At 59.6% G+C, this 17,476-nt stretch carries 11 protein-coding genes; 10 read left to right on the forward strand and 1 reads right to left on the reverse strand.

Features of this window, described 5'->3' with window-relative positions; translation table 11 throughout:
* Window positions 1–88: 88 nt before the first annotated feature.
* Window positions 89–1,063 (forward strand): hypothetical protein, encoded by a 975-nt coding sequence (locus tag JN524_RS00185; protein ID WP_202368030.1) that lies wholly within the window; start codon window positions 89–91, stop codon window positions 1,061–1,063.
* A gap of 310 nt (window positions 1,064–1,373) precedes the next feature.
* The gene (locus JN524_RS00190) at window positions 1,374–2,045 is read left to right on the forward strand and encodes a DUF3313 domain-containing protein (RefSeq protein WP_202368031.1); all 672 of its coding nucleotides are present in this window, start codon (window positions 1,374–1,376) and stop codon (window positions 2,043–2,045) included.
* A 122-nt stretch (window positions 2,046–2,167) separates the two neighbouring features.
* Here JN524_RS00190 and JN524_RS00195 read toward each other — a convergent pair whose 3' ends face one another.
* Window positions 2,168–2,593 (reverse strand): YciI family protein, encoded by a 426-nt coding sequence (locus tag JN524_RS00195; RefSeq protein WP_095135552.1) that lies wholly within the window; start codon window positions 2,591–2,593, stop codon window positions 2,168–2,170.
* Window positions 2,594–2,943: 350 nt separating this feature from the next.
* Here JN524_RS00195 and tpx point away from each other — a divergent pair, with 350 nt between their 5' ends.
* The 8 genes from tpx (at window position 2,944) to JN524_RS00240 (ending at window position 17,412) form a co-directional block, all read left to right on the forward strand.
* Window positions 2,944–3,444 carry a thiol peroxidase gene (gene tpx / locus JN524_RS00200; protein ID WP_007968505.1) on the forward strand — a complete coding sequence of 167 codons (501 nt, stop codon included), beginning with the start codon at window positions 2,944–2,946 and terminating at the stop codon, window positions 3,442–3,444.
* 175 nt (window positions 3,445–3,619) lie between these two features.
* Window positions 3,620–4,927: an MdtA/MuxA family multidrug efflux RND transporter periplasmic adaptor subunit gene (locus JN524_RS00205; protein ID WP_135295701.1), complete on the forward strand. Its 1,308-nt coding sequence runs from the start codon at window positions 3,620–3,622 to the stop codon at window positions 4,925–4,927.
* The gene (locus tag JN524_RS00210; protein WP_202368032.1) at window positions 4,924–8,025 is read left to right on the forward strand and encodes an MdtB/MuxB family multidrug efflux RND transporter permease subunit; all 3,102 of its coding nucleotides are present in this window, start codon (window positions 4,924–4,926) and stop codon (window positions 8,023–8,025) included. The genes JN524_RS00205 and JN524_RS00210 overlap by 4 nt, the downstream gene beginning before the upstream one ends.
* A gap of 142 nt (window positions 8,026–8,167) precedes the next feature.
* Window positions 8,168–11,275, forward strand: coding sequence for an efflux RND transporter permease subunit (locus JN524_RS00215; protein ID WP_027613729.1), 3,108 nt, complete (start codon window positions 8,168–8,170; stop codon window positions 11,273–11,275).
* Window positions 11,272–12,732 carry an efflux transporter outer membrane subunit gene (locus tag JN524_RS00220; RefSeq protein ID WP_202368033.1) on the forward strand — a complete coding sequence of 487 codons (1,461 nt, stop codon included), beginning with the start codon at window positions 11,272–11,274 and terminating at the stop codon, window positions 12,730–12,732. The genes JN524_RS00215 and JN524_RS00220 overlap by 4 nt, the downstream gene beginning before the upstream one ends.
* A gap of 253 nt (window positions 12,733–12,985) precedes the next feature.
* The gene (locus JN524_RS00225) at window positions 12,986–15,067 is read left to right on the forward strand and encodes a putative bifunctional diguanylate cyclase/phosphodiesterase (protein ID WP_202368034.1); all 2,082 of its coding nucleotides are present in this window, start codon (window positions 12,986–12,988) and stop codon (window positions 15,065–15,067) included.
* 245 nt (window positions 15,068–15,312) lie between these two features.
* Entirely contained in the window at window positions 15,313–16,059 is a 747-nt protein-coding gene (locus tag JN524_RS00230) for an SDR family oxidoreductase (protein ID WP_202368035.1), read from the forward strand.
* A 636-nt stretch (window positions 16,060–16,695) separates the two neighbouring features.
* Complete coding sequence (locus JN524_RS00240) at window positions 16,696–17,412, forward strand: hypothetical protein (protein WP_202368037.1); 717 nt, start codon at window positions 16,696–16,698, stop codon at window positions 17,410–17,412.
* Window positions 17,413–17,476 lie beyond the last annotated feature (64 nt).

The following is a 17,476-nucleotide window of genomic DNA, read 5'->3' on the forward strand; positions in this document are numbered from 1 at the left end:
TCCTTGGGTCGATGCTGGCCTTTTGGTAGAGTCCCGGTCGCCAGCGGGTTTTCGGCTGGACGACGGAACGAAGAAGGGAGTCTGGGTAGTGAGTGCGGGCAAAAAGATTTTGGGCCTCACGGCGTTGCTGTTGATGCTGACGCTGTGGGCCAGTTACTTCTATGTGTTCAAGGAAAACCGCGACGGCCAGTTGGGCGGCGCCGGTGAAAGCACCGCGTGGTGCGGCGCGCCGCCGTCCACCGAAGCGGCGCTGTTGGGCAAGGATCAACTGACCTTGCGCGTCACCAACAACCTGCGCGGCGAGTTCATGCTCAGTGGCTCGCTGGTGGTCTCCGAACGCACCTTCAACCGTTACGACCTGGGCCGCAACGAACTGCGTCTGCGCCTGGAACCGTTGCAGTGGTCGTATGGCGTGACGCCGATCTTCCTCGAACAGGTCAAGATCCAGCCGCTGAACCGCAACCTCGCGTCGCCGACCAAAAGCGCCTACGCCGAGCTTGAGCCACGGCCGATCGGCGTGCAGGGCCAGGTCACCGAATTCCCCTTTGACACCTATCGCTACGGCTACAAACCGGTGCTGTATTACCTCAAGGGCAGCGAGCGCATCGACCTGCGCTTCAAGAACATCACCACGCTGATGGATATGTCCAATACCTTCACGCCGATCCAGAAGTACAACCGCGTCGAGTACATCAACGAGAAAAACTCGATGATCCGCGACGAGGACTACAAGGCCTACGCCCCGCACGAATGCGCGTTCAGTGTCGAGCGCAAAGGCTCGTTCAAGGTCGTGGTGCTGTTGTTCCTGCTGGTGCTGTGCCTGCCATTGCTGCACGTGTTCTATCGCGACGAGCCGGGGATCGATTTCCTCGCCACGCTGGTGACGATTGCCGTGGTTCGGGTGCTGCTGGTGGGGCCGGTGCAGGACTTCCAGCTGTACAACATCGACTTCCTGTTCGGCGCGGCGATTCTGCTGGTGGGCTCGGTATCGCTGATCAAGGCGATGCGCGCCAACAGCCGGCGCGAGATGGCGTTGAAGAGCGGGGCGACGTCTTCCTGGTGACACGGCCCTGAACATGACCCTGTAGGAGCTGTCGCAGGCTGCAATCTTTTGATGTTGCTTTTAAAAAACAAGATCAAAAGATTGCAGCCTGCGACAGCTCCTACAGGGGCGCTTTATTTCAGCGCCGGATCGCTCATGTTCATTTTCTTCCAGCCTTAAGTGGTATCTGCATCTGTGGCTTAAATGAGGTTTGCCAAGCCGCGCGGGGTCTCGTATGAATTTTGTGGTTTTGCAACGCAATCGCCGCGCTTTTAGCTATACCTGTAACTCCCCCATACGCACATTCAGGCCTTCTGACAGGAGTTACAGCATGAAGCTATCAGTAATGATGGGCACCCTCTGCATCGCCACCCTGGGCGTGGTGGGTTGCTCCAGCAAAACCGTCGCTCCCGATGAGTATTCCGGCTTTCTCAAGGACTACAGCCAGCTCAAGGAGGCCAAATCGCCGTCCGGCGCCGAGGTGATGCGCTGGATCGATCCGAAGGTCGACATCAGCAAGTTCACCAGCGTGTACATCGAGCCAACCCAGCTCTATCCAAAGCCGCAACCGACCGCAAAGATTTCGCAGCAGACCCTCAACGGCATCACCTCCTATTACGATCAGGCGCTCAAGCGTGAAATCAGCAAGGATCTGCCGTTGGCCAACGGCCCCGGCCCTGGGGTGATTGTGGTGCGGGCGGCGATCACTGCCGTGAGCAGCAAGACCGAAGGTCTGCAGGTGTATGAAGTGATTCCGGTGGCGCTGGTCGCCGCAGCGGTCAGCACTGCCAGCGGTATCCGCGATCAGGAAACCACCCTGGCCACCGAAGCGGTGTTCCTCGACGGTGCGAGCAACAAGGTGGTGGCGCAAGTGGTGCGCAAAGGTACCGGTAAGCCGTTGGAAAATGAAACTCAAGCGATGAAGGCCTCCGACGTCAAACCTGTGATCGACGGCTGGGCCAATGACATGCGTCAGATGTATGTGAAGCTCAAGTCCAAATAAGCTGGGGCCTTTGTAGGAGCTGCCGCAGGCTCGGGCCGCGATCGGACGATCTTTTGACTTTGATTTTTTAAAAGCCAGATCAAAAGATCGCAGCCTTTGGCAGCTCCTACAGGGGGCAGGGATTACAGGTTTTTCTTCGCTTGCTCGCGAACACGTTCTTCCTGCGCCCGCGCCTCAGGCGTGAATTCGGCACCGAAATCCTCGGCGGAGAATATCTGCCGTATCTCGATATCAGAGTCGCCCGGCATCGGGTTCGGGCAGCGCTTGACCCATTCGATGGCTTCTTCCTTCGATTTCACTTCCCAGATCCAGTAACCGGCCACCAGCTCCTTGGTTTCGATGAAAGGGCCGTCGATGACGGTGCGCTTGTCACCGGAGAAATGCACGCGGACGCCTTTGCTGCTCGGGTGCAGGCCATTGCCGTCGATGAGGATGCCGGCCTTGACCAGTTCTTCGTTGAAGTTGCCCATGGCGGTGATCAGCTCTTCACTGGGCATGATGCCGGCTTCGGAATCGGCGCTGGCTTTGACAAGGATCATGAATCGCATGGTGATGTCTCCAGGGAATGGGGGGATTCACTGCATAGTCGAGCGGGCAGGGCGTGAATCGACAGGTCTCTGAATAAAAGATGCAGTCCGGCGTTTTAACAAACGCAATCCGACACACTGCACTGCCAAGGTAGGAGCTGCCGCAGGCTGCGATCTTTTGCTCCTGTCGTTAAAAACCAACATCAAAAGATCGCAGCCTGCGGCAGCTCCTACAGGGTGCGTCGGGGTTGTATACAATTTTTTGCGCAGGCCCCTGACAATTTTCATGCAGGGCATAGGTCGTCGGACAATTTCGTGGTTAACTTCGGCCTCTTGCATGCTCAATAACCACGTTAAGAAGGACTAAAGTCATGGCTCAAGTCACCCTCAAAGGCAATCCGGTTCAAGTCAACGGCCAGTTGCCACAAGCCGGTTCCAAGGCGCCAGCCTTTTCCCTGGTTGCCGGCAATCTGTCCGACGTCACCCTGAAAGACTTTGCCGGCAAGCGCAAAGTGCTGAACATCTTCCCAAGCGTCGACACTCCGACCTGCGCCACTTCGGTACGCAAGTTCAACGCTCAGGCCAACGAACTGGCCAACACCGTGGTGCTGTGCATCTCGGCTGACCTGCCATTCGCCCAGGCCCGCTTCTGCGGCGCAGAAGGTCTGGAAAACGTGCAGAACCTGTCGACCCTGCGCGGTGCCGAATTCATCGAAAACTACGGCGTAGCCATCGCTGACGGCCCGCTCAAAGGCCTGACCGCCCGTGCCGTGGTAGTGCTGGACGAGAACGACAACGTCCTGCACAGCGAACTGGTCAAGGAAATCGCTGAAGAGCCGAACTACGACGCAGCACTCGCCGTTCTGAAATAAGCGCTTTTACAATTGTTAACGGCCTGGCCCTGTCCAGGCCGTTTTCATTTGTGTATCAGTGTTTTGCCTCACACCTTGAAACGTAAGTTGAAGGTAAATTGCCGGTAAAGCTGCTTTGCTTAAATCCGATCAGTGCTTATCGTTCAGCCTCCCGTAAAAGAAGCCCACGCGCCCAATGGTTAATCAATCCATGCAATCGTCCCCTCGCAACTCCCGTCGCTGGCTGATCAGCCTGCTCGTCCTGTTGGTCATCGCCGTCCTGTGCTGGAAATTCTGGCCCGCCGGTTCGGCCCACAAGGAGGGCGCCGACAAGGCGGCGAGCGGCCATGCCGGACGTTCGGGGATGATGCGGCCGGGCTTCGGCGGCGCGGCCGGGCCGATTCCGGTGCGTGTGGCGCCGGCGGTCACGGGCGACTTCCCGCTGTATTACAAGGCACTGGGCACGGTGACTGCGCTCAACACCATCAACGTGCGCAGCCGGGTCGGCGGTGAACTGGTGAAGATCAATTTCGAGGAAGGGCAGATGGTCAAGGCCGGCGACCTGCTGGCAGAGATCGATCCGCGTCCGTACCAGAACGCCTTGCTCCAGGCTGAAGGCACCTTGCTGCAGAATCAGGCGCAGTTGAAAAACGCACAGGTCGACGTCGAGCGTTATCGCGGCCTGTACAAGGAAGACAGCATCGCCAAGCAGACCCTGGACACCGCCGAAGCGCTGGTCGGCCAGTACCTGGGCACGGTCAAGACCAATCAGGCGGCGGTCAACGACGCCAAGCTCAATCTCGAATTCACCAAGATCCGCGCACCGATTGCCGGTCGCGTCGGTCTGCGTCAGGTCGACGTCGGCAACCTCGTCGCCGCCAACGACACCACGTTTCTTGCGGTCATCACTCAGACCCAACCGATCAGCGTGGTCTTCACCCTGCCGGAAAACAGTCTCGAAACCGTATTGGCGCGCTACCACAGCGGCGCCAGACTGCCGGCCGAGGCATGGGATCGCGGCGATACCAAGATCCAGGCCAGCGGCGTGCTGCAAAGCCTCGACAACCAGATCGACGTCGCCACCGGCACCCTGAAATTCAAGGCTCGTTACGATAACCGTGACCAGTCGCTGTTCCCCAATCAGTTCGTCAACGTCCATCTGCTGGCCGACACCCTGAAAGGCGTGGTGCTGGCACCGTCGGCGGCGATTCAGTTCGGCACCAACGGCACGTTCGTTTACGCATTGGACGGCGACAAGAAAGTCACCATCCGCCAACTGAAGATCGGCGCCAGTGACGGCACCAACACCGTGGTCACCGAAGGCCTCGCCGCGGGTGATCGCGTGGTGCTGGAAGGCACCGACCGCCTGAAGGAAGGCAGCGAAGTGGAAGTGGTCAACGACAGCAATGACGTGCCGACCACCCCGACCGGGCACCTGCAGGGCAAACCAGCCGCCAGTGCGCCGGACGCTGCCGCGGCTGACAAGGCCAAGAAGGGCGCATGAACATTTCGCGGCTGTTCATCCTCCGTCCGGTAGCCACCACCCTGAGCATGCTGGCCATTGTTCTGGCCGGCCTGATTGCTTATCGCCTGCTGCCGGTCTCGGCCTTGCCGCAGGTCGATTATCCGACCATTCGCGTCATGACCCTGTACCCCGGCGCCAGTCCGGACGTGATGACCAGTGCCGTCACCGCGCCGCTCGAACGCCAGTTCGGGCAGATGCCGGGCCTGACGCAAATGGCCTCGACCAGTTCCGGCGGCGCTTCGGTGCTGACCCTGCGCTTCAGCCTCGACATCAACATGGACGTCGCCGAACAGCAGGTGCAGGCCGCGATCAACGCCGCGACCAACCTGCTGCCGACCGACTTGCCGGCGCCGCCGGTGTACAACAAGGTCAACCCGGCGGATACCCCGGTGCTGACCCTGGCGATCACCTCGAAAACCATGCTCCTGCCCAAGCTCAACGATCTGGTCGATACGCGCATGGCGCAGAAGATCGCCCAGATCAGCGGCGTCGGCATGGTCAGCATTGCCGGCGGCCAGCGGCAGGCGGTGCGGATCAAGGTCAACCCGGAAGCCCTCGCGGCGAACAGCCTGAACCTTGAAGACGTGCGCACGCTGATCGGCGCGTCCAACGTCAACCAACCGAAAGGTAACTTCGACGGCCCGACCCGGGTCTCGATGCTCGATGCCAACGACCAACTGACGTCGCCCAAGGACTACGCCAACCTGATCCTCGCCTACAAGAACGGCGCGCCGCTGCGTCTGAAGGATGTGGCGGAAATCGTCGACGGCGCGGAGAACGAGCGTCTTGCCGCGTGGGCCAACCAGAATCAGGCAGTGCTGCTGAACATTCAGCGTCAGCCGGGCGCCAACGTGATCGAGGTGGTCGACCGGATCAAGGCGTTGCTGCCGAGCATCACCGACAACCTGCCGGCCGGCCTCGACGTTACCGTGCTCACCGACCGCACCCAGACCATCCGCGCCTCGGTCACCGACGTACAACACGAACTGCTGATCGCCATTGCGTTGGTGGTGATGGTGACGTTCCTGTTTCTGCGGCGTGCCAGCGCGACGATCATCCCGTCGGTGGCGGTGCCGCTGTCGCTGATCGGTACGTTTGGCGTGATGTACCTGGCCGGCTTCTCGGTCAACAACCTGACCTTGATGGCCCTGACCATCGCCACCGGTTTTGTGGTCGACGATGCGATCGTGATGCTGGAAAACATCGCGCGCTTCATCGAGGAGGGTGACAGCCCGATGCAGGCGGCGCTGAAAGGCGCCAAGCAGATCGGCTTCACCCTGATTTCCCTGACCCTGTCGCTGATCGCGGTACTGATTCCGCTGCTGTTCATGGCCGATGTGGTCGGGCGGCTTTTCCGCGAGTTCGCCATCACCCTGGCGGTGGCGATCCTGATTTCGCTGGTGGTCTCGCTGACCCTGACGCCGATGATGTGCGCACGCCTGCTCAAGCGTGAGCCAGAAGCCCACGAGCAGGGCCGCTTCTACCGGGCCAGCGGCGCGGTCATCGACTGGATGATCGCCGCTTACGGGCGCAAGTTGCAGTGGGTGCTCAAACACCAGCCGCTGACCCTGTTGGTGGCCATCGGTACGCTGGCGCTGACCGTGTTCCTTTATATGGTGGTGCCCAAGGGCTTCTTCCCGGTGCAGGACACCGGGGTGATCCAGGGCATTTCCGAGGCGCCGCAGTCGATTTCCTTCGCCGCCATGGGTGAGCGTCAGCAGGCGCTGGCCAAGGTAATCCTTGAAGATCCGGCGGTTGAAAGCCTGTCGTCCTACATCGGTGTCGACGGCGACAACGCCACGCTCAACAGCGGTCGTCTGCTGATCAACCTCAAACCCCACGGCCAGCGTGACCTGAGCGCCACCGAAGTGATCGCGCGCCTGCAACCGCAACTGGACAAACTGGTCGGCATCCGTCTGTTCATGCAGCCGGTGCAGGATCTGACCATCGAGGATCGGGTCAGCCGCACCCAGTATCAATTCAGCATGTCCTCGCCGGATGCCGAACTGCTCAGCCAGTGGAGCGGGCGTCTGGTCGAGGCGCTGGCCCAGCGCCCGGAACTGACCGACGTTGCCAGCGACTTGCAGGACAAGGGTCTGCAGGTCTATCTGGTGATCGACCGCGATGCGGCTTCACGCCTCGGTGTGTCGGTGCAGAACATCACCGATGCGCTGTATGACGCCTTCGGTCAGCGGCAGATCTCGACCATTTATACCCAGGCCAGCCAGTACCGCGTGGTGCTGCAGGCGCAGGCCGGGGAGAAGATCGGGCCGGCGGCGCTGGACCAGATTCACGTCAAGACCACTGACGGTGCGCAAGTGCGTCTGTCGAGCCTGGCCCATGTCGAGGAACGTCAGGCGCAACTGGCAATCACCCACATCGGCCAGTTCCCGGCCGTGATGATGTCGTTCAACCTCGCACCCGGCGTGGCGCTGGGGCATGCGGTGGACATCATCGATCAGGTGCAGAAGGACATCGGCATGCCGATTGGTGTGCAGACCCAGTTCCAGGGCGCGGCCGAAGCGTTCCAGGCGTCGCTTTCGAGCACCTTGCTGCTGATTCTGGCGGCGGTGGTGACCATGTACATCGTGCTCGGCGTGCTTTACGAAAGTTACATCCACCCGATCACCATCCTGTCGACCCTGCCGTCGGCGGCGGTGGGGGCCTTGCTCGCGTTGCTGCTCAGCGGCAATGATCTGGGGATGATCGCGATCATCGGCATCATCCTGTTGATCGGTATCGTCAAGAAAAACGCGATTATGATGATCGACTTCGCCCTCGACGCCGAGCGCACCCAGGGCATGGCGCCGGAGCAGGCGATCTATCAGGCGGCGCTGCTGCGCTTCCGGCCGATTCTGATGACCACCCTGGCCGCGCTGTTCGGCGCCGTGCCGTTGATGCTCGCCACCGGTTCCGGGGCTGAGTTGCGTCAGCCACTGGGTCTGGTGATGGTCGGCGGCTTGTTGGTGAGCCAGGTGCTGACCTTGTTCACCACACCGGTGATCTACCTGTATTTCGACCGCCTCGGTCGGCGCTTTGGCAAGACCAATGCTGACCGCGAAGAGGTTTCGGTATGACTGTCCGTACACATATCCCTTGTAGGAGTGAGCCTGCTCGCGATGGCGGTATGCCTGCCTCTACCGATATTGAATGTGCCGACCTCATCGCGAGCAGGCTCACTCCTACAGGGGAGTGCGGTGAAATTAAGGATCTTGGTCAATGAACCTCTCCGGTCCTTTCATCAAGCGCCCGGTCGCGACCATGCTCCTGAGTCTGGCGATCATGCTGCTGGGCGGTGTCAGTTTCGGTCTGTTGCCGGTGTCGCCGCTGCCGCAAATGGACTTCCCGGTGATCGTGGTTCAGGCCAGTCTGCCCGGCGCCAGTCCCGAGGTGATGGCGTCCACGGTGGCGACGCCGCTGGAGCGCTCGTTCGGCGCGATTGCCGGCGTCAACACCATGAGCAGCCGTTCCAGCCAGGGTTCGACCCGGGTCATTCTGCAATTTGACCTCGACCGTGATATCAACGGCGCGGCGCGGGAAGTGCAGGCGGCGATCAACGCTTCACGCAACCTGTTGCCGAGCGGGATGCGCAGCATGCCGACCTACAAAAAGGTCAACCCGTCGCAAGCGCCGATCATGGTGCTGTCGCTGACTTCCGATGTGCTGGAAAAAGGCCAGCTCTATGACCTGGCCTCGACCATCCTTTCGCAGAGCCTGTCCCAGGTGCAGGGTGTGGGTGAAGTGCAGATCGGCGGCAGTTCGCTGCCGGCGGTGCGCATCGAACTCGAGCCGCAGGCGCTGAACCAGTACGGCGTGGCGCTCGATGACGTGCGCAAGACCATTGCCGGGGCCAATGTGCGCCGGCCCAAGGGTTCGGTCGAAGACGGCGAACGCCTGTGGCAGATCCAGGCCAACGACCAGTTGGAGAAGGCCAAGGATTACGAATCACTGATCATCCATTACAAGGACGGTGCGGCCCTGCGTCTGAAGGATGTGGCCAAGGTCAGCGACGGCGTCGAAGACCGTTACAACAGCGGTTTCTTCAACGATGACGCGGCGGTGCTGTTGGTGATCAACCGCCAGGCCGGCGCCAACATCATCGAGACGGTCAACGAGATCAAGGCGCAGTTGCCGGCGTTGCAAGCGGTACTGCCGGCCAGCGTCAAGCTGAACCTGGCGATGGATCGCTCGCCGGTGATCAAGGCCACGCTGCACGAAGCGGAAATGACCCTGCTGATCGCCGTGGCGCTGGTGATTCTGGTGGTGTTCCTGTTTCTCGGGAATTTCCGCGCCTCGCTGATTCCGACGCTGGCGGTGCCGGTGTCGCTGGTCGGCACCTTCGCGGTGATGTACCTCTATGGCTTCTCATTGAACAACCTGTCGCTGATGGCACTGATTCTGGCCACCGGACTGGTGGTGGACGATGCCATCGTGGTGCTGGAGAACATTTCCCGGCACATCGACGAAGGCGTGAAACCGATGCAGGCCGCATATCTCGGGGCCAAGGAAGTCGGTTTCACCCTGCTGTCGATGAACGTGTCGCTGGTGGCGGTGTTCCTGTCGATCCTGTTCATGGGCGGGATTGTCGAGAGCCTGTTCCGCGAGTTTTCCATCACCCTGGCAGCAGCCATCGTGGTCTCGCTGGTGGTCTCGCTGACGCTGACCCCGATGCTCTGCGCGCGCTGGCTCAAGCCGCACACGCCGGGCCAGGAAAACCGCCTGCAGCGCTGGAGCCGCCGCGCCAACGACTGGATGGTCGGCAAATATGCGACCAGCCTCGACTGGGTGTTGCGCCACCGCCGCCTGACCTTGCTCAGCCTGATCATCACGGTCGGGGTCAACGTCGCGCTGTACGTGGTGGTACCGAAGACCTTCATGCCGCAGCAGGACACCGGCCAGTTGATCGGTTTCGTCCGGGGTGACGATGGTCTGTCGTTCAGCGTGATGCAGCCGAAAATGGAAACCTTCCGCCGTGCCGTGCTCAAGGACGAAGCAGTGGAAAGCGTCGCCGGGTTCATCGGCGGCACCAACGGCACCAATAACGCGTTCATGCTGGTACGCCTGAAGCCGATCAAGGAGCGCAACCTGTCGGCGCAGAAAGTCATCGAGCGCCTGCGCAAGGAAATGCCCAAGGTGCCCGGCGCCCAGTTGATGCTGATGGCCGATCAGGATCTGCAATTCGGCGGTGGCCGCGAGCAGACCACCTCGCAATACAGCTACATCCTGCAAAGCGGGGATCTGGGGGCGTTGCGCGAGTGGTACCCGAAAGTGGTGACCGCGCTGCGCGCACTGCCCGAGCTGACCGCCATTGATGCCCGCGAGGGGCGCGGCGCGCAGCAGGTGACGTTGATTGTCGACCGCGATCAGGCCAAACGCCTCGGGGTCGACATGAACATGGTCACGGCGGTGTTGAACAATGCCTACAGCCAGCGGCAGATTTCGACTATCTACGACAGCCTCAACCAGTATCAGGTGGTGATGGAGGTCAATCCGAAATACGCGCAGGATCCGGTGACGCTCAATCAGGTGCAGGTGATTACCGCTGACGGTGCGCGGATTCCGTTGTCGACCATCGCCCATTACGAAAACAGCCTGGAAGACGACCGCGTCAGCCACGAAGGCCAGTTCGCCTCGGAAAGCATCGCGTTCGACATGGCTGAAGGCGTGACCGTGGAGCAGGGCAGTGCTGCGATCGAGCGGGCGATTGCCAAGGTCGGTCTGCCGGAAGACGTGATCGCGAAAATGGCCGGCACCGCCGATGCCTTTGCCGCCACGCAGAAGAGTCAGCCATTCATGATCCTCGGTGCGCTGCTGGCGGTGTATCTGGTGCTCGGTGTGCTGTATGAAAGCTACATTCACCCGTTGACGATTCTCTCGACCTTGCCGTCGGCCGGGGTCGGTGCATTGCTGTCGATCTATGCGCTGGGCGGCGAGTTCAGCCTGATCTCCCTGCTCGGATTGTTCCTGCTGATCGGGGTGGTGAAGAAAAACGCGATCCTGATGATCGACCTTGCGCTGCAACTGGAACGCCATCAGGGCCTGTCGCCGCTGGAGTCGATCCGCAGCGCCTGCCTGCAACGGCTGCGGCCGATTCTGATGACCACCCTGGCGGCGATCCTCGGCGCCTTGCCGTTGCTGCTCGGCCGCGCGGAAGGCGCAGAAATGCGCCAGCCGTTGGGCCTGACCATTATCGGCGGCCTGATCTTCAGCCAGGTGCTGACCCTTTACACCACGCCTGTGGTTTACCTCTATCTCGACAAGCTGCGCCACCGCTTCAACAAGTGGCGTGGCGTGCGTACTGACGCCGCTCTGGAAACTCCGCTATGACTGACCGTTCGCTTCTCAATCTGGCCACTGCGCGCGGCTCGCGCCTGTTGAGTCTGTCGCTGTGCGTGGCGATGCTCAGTGCCTGCGCTGTGGGCCCGGACTATCAGCGTCCGCAGACCGCCGAGGTCGCGCAATACAAAGAGGCCAAAGGCTGGCGTCAGGCCAATCCGAGCGACTCGCTGGCCCGTGGCGCCTGGTGGGAGTTGTATGGTGATCAGCAGCTCAATGGCCTGATCGAGAAACTCAACAGCTCCAACCAGACCGTGGCGCAATCCGAAGCCCAGTACCGTCAGGCCCAGGCTTTGGTGCGCAGTGCCCGGGGGGCGTTTTACCCGAACGTCGACCTGAGCGTGGGCAAGACCCGCTCCAGCCAGGGCACCGGCAGCAGCAGTTCGAGCCTGAGCAGTTCCGCCAGTGGCATTCGCGACACCTACAACGCGCAGTTGGGCGTGAGTTGGGAAGCGGATATCTGGGGCAAATTGCGCCGAGGCCTGGAAGCCGACCAGGCCAGCGCCCAGGCGAGTTTTGCCGATCTGGCCGCGATGCGCCTGAGTCAGCAGTCGGAACTGGTGCAGAACTACCTGCAATTGCGGGTTATCGATCAGCAGAAGCGTCTGCTCGAAGCCACCGTCGCGGCCTACGAAAAATCCCTGCAAATGACCCAGAACCAGTACCGCGCGGGGATATCCGGGCGCGATGCGGTGGCGCAGGCGCAGACCCAGTTGAAAACCACCCAGGCCGATCTGGTCGACCTGATCTGGCAACGCGCGCAGTTTGAGAATGCCATCGCCGTGCTCACCGGGCAGGCGCCGGCCGAATTCAGCATCGCTGAAACGCAGAACATTCCGAACCTGCCGCAGATTCCCCTGAGCCTGCCTTCGCAGTTGCTGGAACGGCGCCCGGATATTGCCTCGGCGGAACGCTCGGTGATCGCCGCCAACGCCAATATCGGCGTGGCCAAAGCCGCGTACTACCCGGATCTGACCTTGAGCATGAGCGGCGGCTACAGCAGCAGTACCTCGAAAAATCTTTTAACGCTGCCGAACCGTTTCTGGTCGGTCGGGCCAAAGCTGGATCTGCCGATCTTCGATGGTGGCATCCGTTCGGCCGAGGTTGACCGTACCGAGGCGGTCTATGACCAGACCGTCGCCAAGTACCGCCAGACCGTGCTCGACGGCTTCCGTGAAGTGGAAAACTATCTGGTGCAATTGAAGGTGTATGAGGACGAGGCGGCCGTGCGTCAGGAAGCACTGGATGCCGCGCGCGACTCGCTGCGCCTGACCCAGAACCAGTACAAGGCCGGCTTGATTGCCTACATCGATGTGGTCGTGGTGCAGGCCACGGCGCTGAGCAACGAGCGCACTGTGTTGAATATCCTGCAGAGTCGCCTGATTGCCAGCGTGCAATTGATTGCGGCGCTGGGTGGCGGCTGGGACGGACAACTGGCCACCGAATAGCCTGTGTAGGAGCTGCGGCACGCTGCGATCTTTTGATCTTTAAAAACAAGGTCAAAAGATCGCAGCGTGCCGCAGCTCCTACAGGTTGTGATGGTTGTTCCAGAGCCTCGCAAAACCATCAAACAAGCGTTTCATCGGGTTGATGGCAAAATGATTACTTTGTCAGTGCGTTCTTCCGCGCAATCAGTACAATCGCCGCATTTGCCCGGCCGAGAATGGACGCAGTACGGCGCGGGTGGTCGCGAGAATCTTCATGCTCATCGGTAATTATTCCTTCACCCTGGTTTTCATTTCTTTGTGTGTAGCGATCCTCGCGTCCTACACCGCGCTCGATCTGACCGGGCGCATCGCCAGCGCCCGTGGGCGCGCAGTGCATTTCTGGACGGCCGGCGGTGCACTGGCGATGGGGGTCGGCGTCTGGTCGATGCACTTCATCGGCATGTTGGCCTTCAAGCTGCCGATCGACCTGGGCTACGACATTGCGATTACCGCGCTGTCGCTGCTGATTGCCGTGCTGTCCTGCGGGTTTGCCCTGTGGCTGGTCAGCCAGCCGAAATTGCCGATTTGGCAATTGGCCTTTGGCGCTTTGGTCATGGGCGCCGGCATCAGTGCAATGCATTACACCGGCATGGCCGCGCTGCGCATGACGCCTGGCATCGATTACGACCCGACCCTGTTCGGCGCCTCATTGCTGATCGCGGTCGGGGCCTCGGCGGCGGCGTTATGGATCGCCTTCCGCCTGCGCCAGCACTCGCCTTATGTGCGTCTGATTCGTGGTGGTGCGGCAGTGATCATGGGCATCGCGATTGTCGGCATGCACTACACCGGCATGGCCGCCGCGCAGTTTCCTGATGGCAGTTTCTGCGGCGCAACGCTCGACGGCCTCAAGGGCAACGGCCTCGACAATCTGGTGCTGATCACCACGCTGGCGGTGCTGTCGATCGCCTTGCTCACTTCGATTCTCGATGCGCGCCTTGAAGCGCGTACCGCCGATCTGGCGCATTCGCTGACCCTGGCCAACCGTGAACTCACGCAACTGGCATTGCACGACACCCTGACCGGTCTGCCGAACCGTATGCTGCTGGACGACCGGATCAATCAGGCGATGAAGAAGGTCGAGGAGCAGGGCGGTTGTTTTGCGTTGATGTTTATCGATCTGGACGGTTTCAAACCGGTCAACGATGCCTTTGGCCACCACATGGGTGACCAGTTGCTGCGTGAAGTCGGGGTGCGCCTGCGCGAAGATCTGCGCAGTCAGGATACGCTCGCGCGAATTGGCGGCGACGAGTTCGTGCTGCTGGTGCGTCTGAGCGAACCCGACGATGCTCTGGGACTGGCTGCGCGTCAGGTCGGGTTGCTCGGTCAGGCGTTCCGCGTGGCCGAGCACGACTTGCAGATTTCTGCCAGCGTCGGCATCGCCCTGTACCCGGGTAACGGCCTGAGCGCCCAGGAACTGCTGATGAATGCCGACGCGGCGATGTATCACGCCAAGGGCAGCGGCAAAAACGGTTACAGCTTCTTCGATGCTTCGATGAACAGCAACGCGCGCAAGCAACTGCAGCTGTTGCAGGACCTGCGCGCCGCGCTGGAACACAGTCAGTTCAGCCTGTATTTCCAGCCCAAATTCGACGCCATCAGTGGTCGTCCGGTCGGTGCCGAAGCGCTGCTGCGCTGGCAGCATCCGACCCAGGGCATGTTGCTGCCCGACAAATTTATCGATCTGGCAGAGAAGACCGGCCTGATCATCGCCATCGGTGAATGGGTGCTCAACGAAGCTTGCCGGCAGATGCGCGAATGGTACGTGCTCGGTTACACCGACTGGCGCATTGCGGTGAACCTCTCGGCCTTGCAGTTCTGTCACGCGGGGCTGGTGCAGAGCGTGGCCAAGGCGCTGGCGACCCACCATCTGCCGGCCAACAGCCTGACCCTGGAAATCACCGAAACCACGGCCATGACCGACGCGGATGCGAGCATGAAGGTGTTGCAGGAGTTGTCCGACATGGGCGTCGACCTGTCGATCGACGACTTCGGCACCGGTTATTCGAGCCTGATGTACCTCAAGCGCTTGCCGGCCAACGAGCTGAAGATCGACCGCGGTTTTGTCCGCGATCTGGAGCATGACAGCGATGACGCGGCCATCGTCTCGGCGATTGTGGCGTTGGGCCAGGCACTCGGTTTGCGCATTGTAGCCGAGGGCGTGGAGACCGGCGTGCAGCAGGATTTCCTCACGCAGTTGGGCTGTGATTCGCTGCAGGGCTATCTGTTGGGGCATCCGATGCCGGCGGACGCATTCATGCAGAATATTGCCCGTGGAGAGGCTCTGACGGCAGTCTGACTGCATTCTGTGGCGAGGGAGCTTGCTCCCGCTGGGGCGCGCGAAGCGGCCCCGTTTTTACTCGGTTGTACCGTATCGGCCGGATTCAAGTCTGCTTCGCAGCCGAGCGGAAGCAAGCTCCCTCGCCACAAAAAACATCTCAGTCTCATGCAGGGTTTTGTCTTTGACAGAGCCCATGCAAAACCGCCCAATGGCGGTTATTCTTCAACCCGACTGTTACGTGTGCATTGGGGGGAAGGGCCAGCATGGATAAAGTCATGGTAATCACCGGTGGCGGGCGCGGAATTGGCGCCGCTACGGCGTTGTTGGCTGCCGGGCAGGGCTATCGGATCTGCATCAACTATCAGTCGGATGAACAGGCCGCGCAAAGCGTGCTGGAGCAAGTGCGGGCGCTGGGGGCGCAAGCCATTGCGGTACGCGCCGATGTCAGCATCGAAGACGAAGTGATCGCGCTGTTTCAGCGGGTCGACACCGAATTGGGGCGGGTCACCGCGCTGGTGAACAACGCCGGCACCGTCGGGCACAAGTCGCGGGTCGATGAAATGTCCGAATTCCGCATTCTCAAAATCATGAAAACCAACGTCCTGGCGCCGATCCTCTGCGCCAAGCACGCGATCCTGCGCATGTCGCCCAAACACGGCGGGCAGGGCGGCAGCATCGTCAACGTCTCCTCGGTCGCCGCGCGCCTGGGTTCGCCCAACGAGTACGTCGACTACGCCGCGTCCAAAGGCGCACTCGACACCTTCACCATCGGTCTGTCCAAGGAAGTGGCGGGCGAAGGGATTCGGGTCAACGCGGTGCGTCCGGGCTATATCTATACCGATTTCCATGCATTGAGTGGCGATCCGGATCGGGTCAGCAAGCTTGAATCGGCGATCCCGATGGCCCGGGGCGGCCGTCCGGATGAGGTGGCGGAGGCGATTGTCTGGCTGCTTTCCGATAAGGCTTCGTATGCGACCGGTACGTTTATTGATCTTGGCGGTGGGCGTTAACAACAAAAATGCTGTATGCCTGTATTTAAAACTTACTGAGCTGCAACAAAGTATTTATGGGTGCGCTCAGTGGTTTTAATAAGTTGCTTGTTGGAGAGTTTGGTTTCAGCTCCTGTCTCTCTCGGTTGTAGTACCGTCAAATAAAATTCTGCTATTAATTGAATGTTTTCGGCGGCCCGTCTTCGACATTGTTTGTATTGTGTTTTTGGTGGGCGAGGATTGTGTTCGGCTATTGGTTTGGTTACTTTGTTGTTGTCCCGCACAAAGTGGGAATCAAAACTAACTGATGGAGTGTTTGCTGTGGATCTTTACCCTGATGAAGTAGCATTTTGGGATGCGTTTGTAACAGGTTATATGGGTAAAAATTACTCTGCCGTATCGCCAAGTAATATATATGAAGTTGTGTGTATTGCTGCGGACAATTTGATCCTAGAGCGACGTAAGCGTAATGTCGTGAAGGAAGTTGTGAAAGTGTAATGTTTCTCGTGCCTGAGAGACGTCAATGTTGCCTTGTGGTGTTTTCTGGAGTGGCGAAATTATTTCGGTAACTCCGGAATTTTCTTAAGGTTGTCATTTTATTGTCTGGCTCTCTGGCGGGTGGGATTTTGGTATCTTCCAGATTAAAAGGATTTTCCAGTGAGTTTTAATGATGCGCTGAATAAAGCGACTAATGATGAAGAATTGAACAAGGCGATCAATGATGAAGCCAATAAGTCGGTCATCGCCCATCTGTATGTTGAGGGAAAGCCGCTGGTTTTAAACTATCAACTGATGGAGAACAGGCTGGCGCGACCACGCCTGACACCGGCACAACGTGCGGAATATAATCGACAGCTCGGGAGTGAAGGCGGTTTCCTGACAGTCGCTGATAACGAAGGCGATACGCCGTTGCTGATCCATTTTCGTTCAAAAAACGATCGTTATACGTTACGCGTCGCAACACCCGGAAAGTTCTACGGCTATTTTCTGAGTATGGAAAGTATCGTGGATGCCAATGGTGAAGAAACCTCTACTAAAAATCTGCAAGTGTTGGAAAAAGGTCAACCGACAAGGTTCTTTCTAGAGACCGTAGCCCCTGATCTATTTCGATTGAGGAATGTAGCCAGGCAGACGTCGAAAGCGTTCTCGGACTTGTTGTCGAACACCGAACTCCAGCTTCTTCAGTCGGCCGAGGATCAGATCGGAGTTCCCACTTATCTCTACCAGCAAGCGGGGCGCCGTCAAAATGATCCGCAGCAATATTTCTCGGAGACAAATCTGCGATCCAATAACGTGATTTGGTCGCCTTATGGAGTCCATATTGGCTGGGTGGTCAAAGGAACAGGTATCGTTAAACTGAGTGATATTGGCTGAGCAGCACCCTTTCTTGATGGTCAGTTAGAAAACTGATGTTGCAGATTGCAATCACTGTTGAGTC

This window comes from Pseudomonas sp. MWU318, assembly GCF_016756945.1.
Lineage (GTDB): Bacteria > Pseudomonadota > Gammaproteobacteria > Pseudomonadales > Pseudomonadaceae > Aquipseudomonas > Aquipseudomonas putida_A.

Bases quoted from the DNA above. Each gene is read 5' to 3' on its own strand.
- tpx (WP_007968505.1), top strand. From the start codon at position 2,944: ATGGCTCAAGTCACCCTCAAAGGCAATCCGGTTCAAGTCAACGGCCAG.
- JN524_RS00210 (WP_202368032.1), top strand. From the start codon at position 4,924: ATGAACATTTCGCGGCTGTTCATCCTCCGTCCGGTAGCCACCACCCTG.
- JN524_RS00195 (WP_095135552.1), bottom strand. From the start codon at position 2,593: ATGCGATTCATGATCCTTGTCAAAGCCAGCGCCGATTCCGAAGCCGGC.
- JN524_RS00205 (WP_135295701.1), top strand. From the start codon at position 3,620: ATGGTTAATCAATCCATGCAATCGTCCCCTCGCAACTCCCGTCGCTGG.
- JN524_RS00215 (WP_027613729.1), top strand. From the start codon at position 8,168: ATGAACCTCTCCGGTCCTTTCATCAAGCGCCCGGTCGCGACCATGCTC.
- JN524_RS00230 (WP_202368035.1), top strand. From the start codon at position 15,313: ATGGATAAAGTCATGGTAATCACCGGTGGCGGGCGCGGAATTGGCGCC.
- JN524_RS00225 (WP_202368034.1), top strand. From the start codon at position 12,986: ATGCTCATCGGTAATTATTCCTTCACCCTGGTTTTCATTTCTTTGTGT.
- JN524_RS00190 (WP_202368031.1), top strand. From the start codon at position 1,374: ATGAAGCTATCAGTAATGATGGGCACCCTCTGCATCGCCACCCTGGGC.
- JN524_RS00220 (WP_202368033.1), top strand. From the start codon at position 11,272: ATGACTGACCGTTCGCTTCTCAATCTGGCCACTGCGCGCGGCTCGCGC.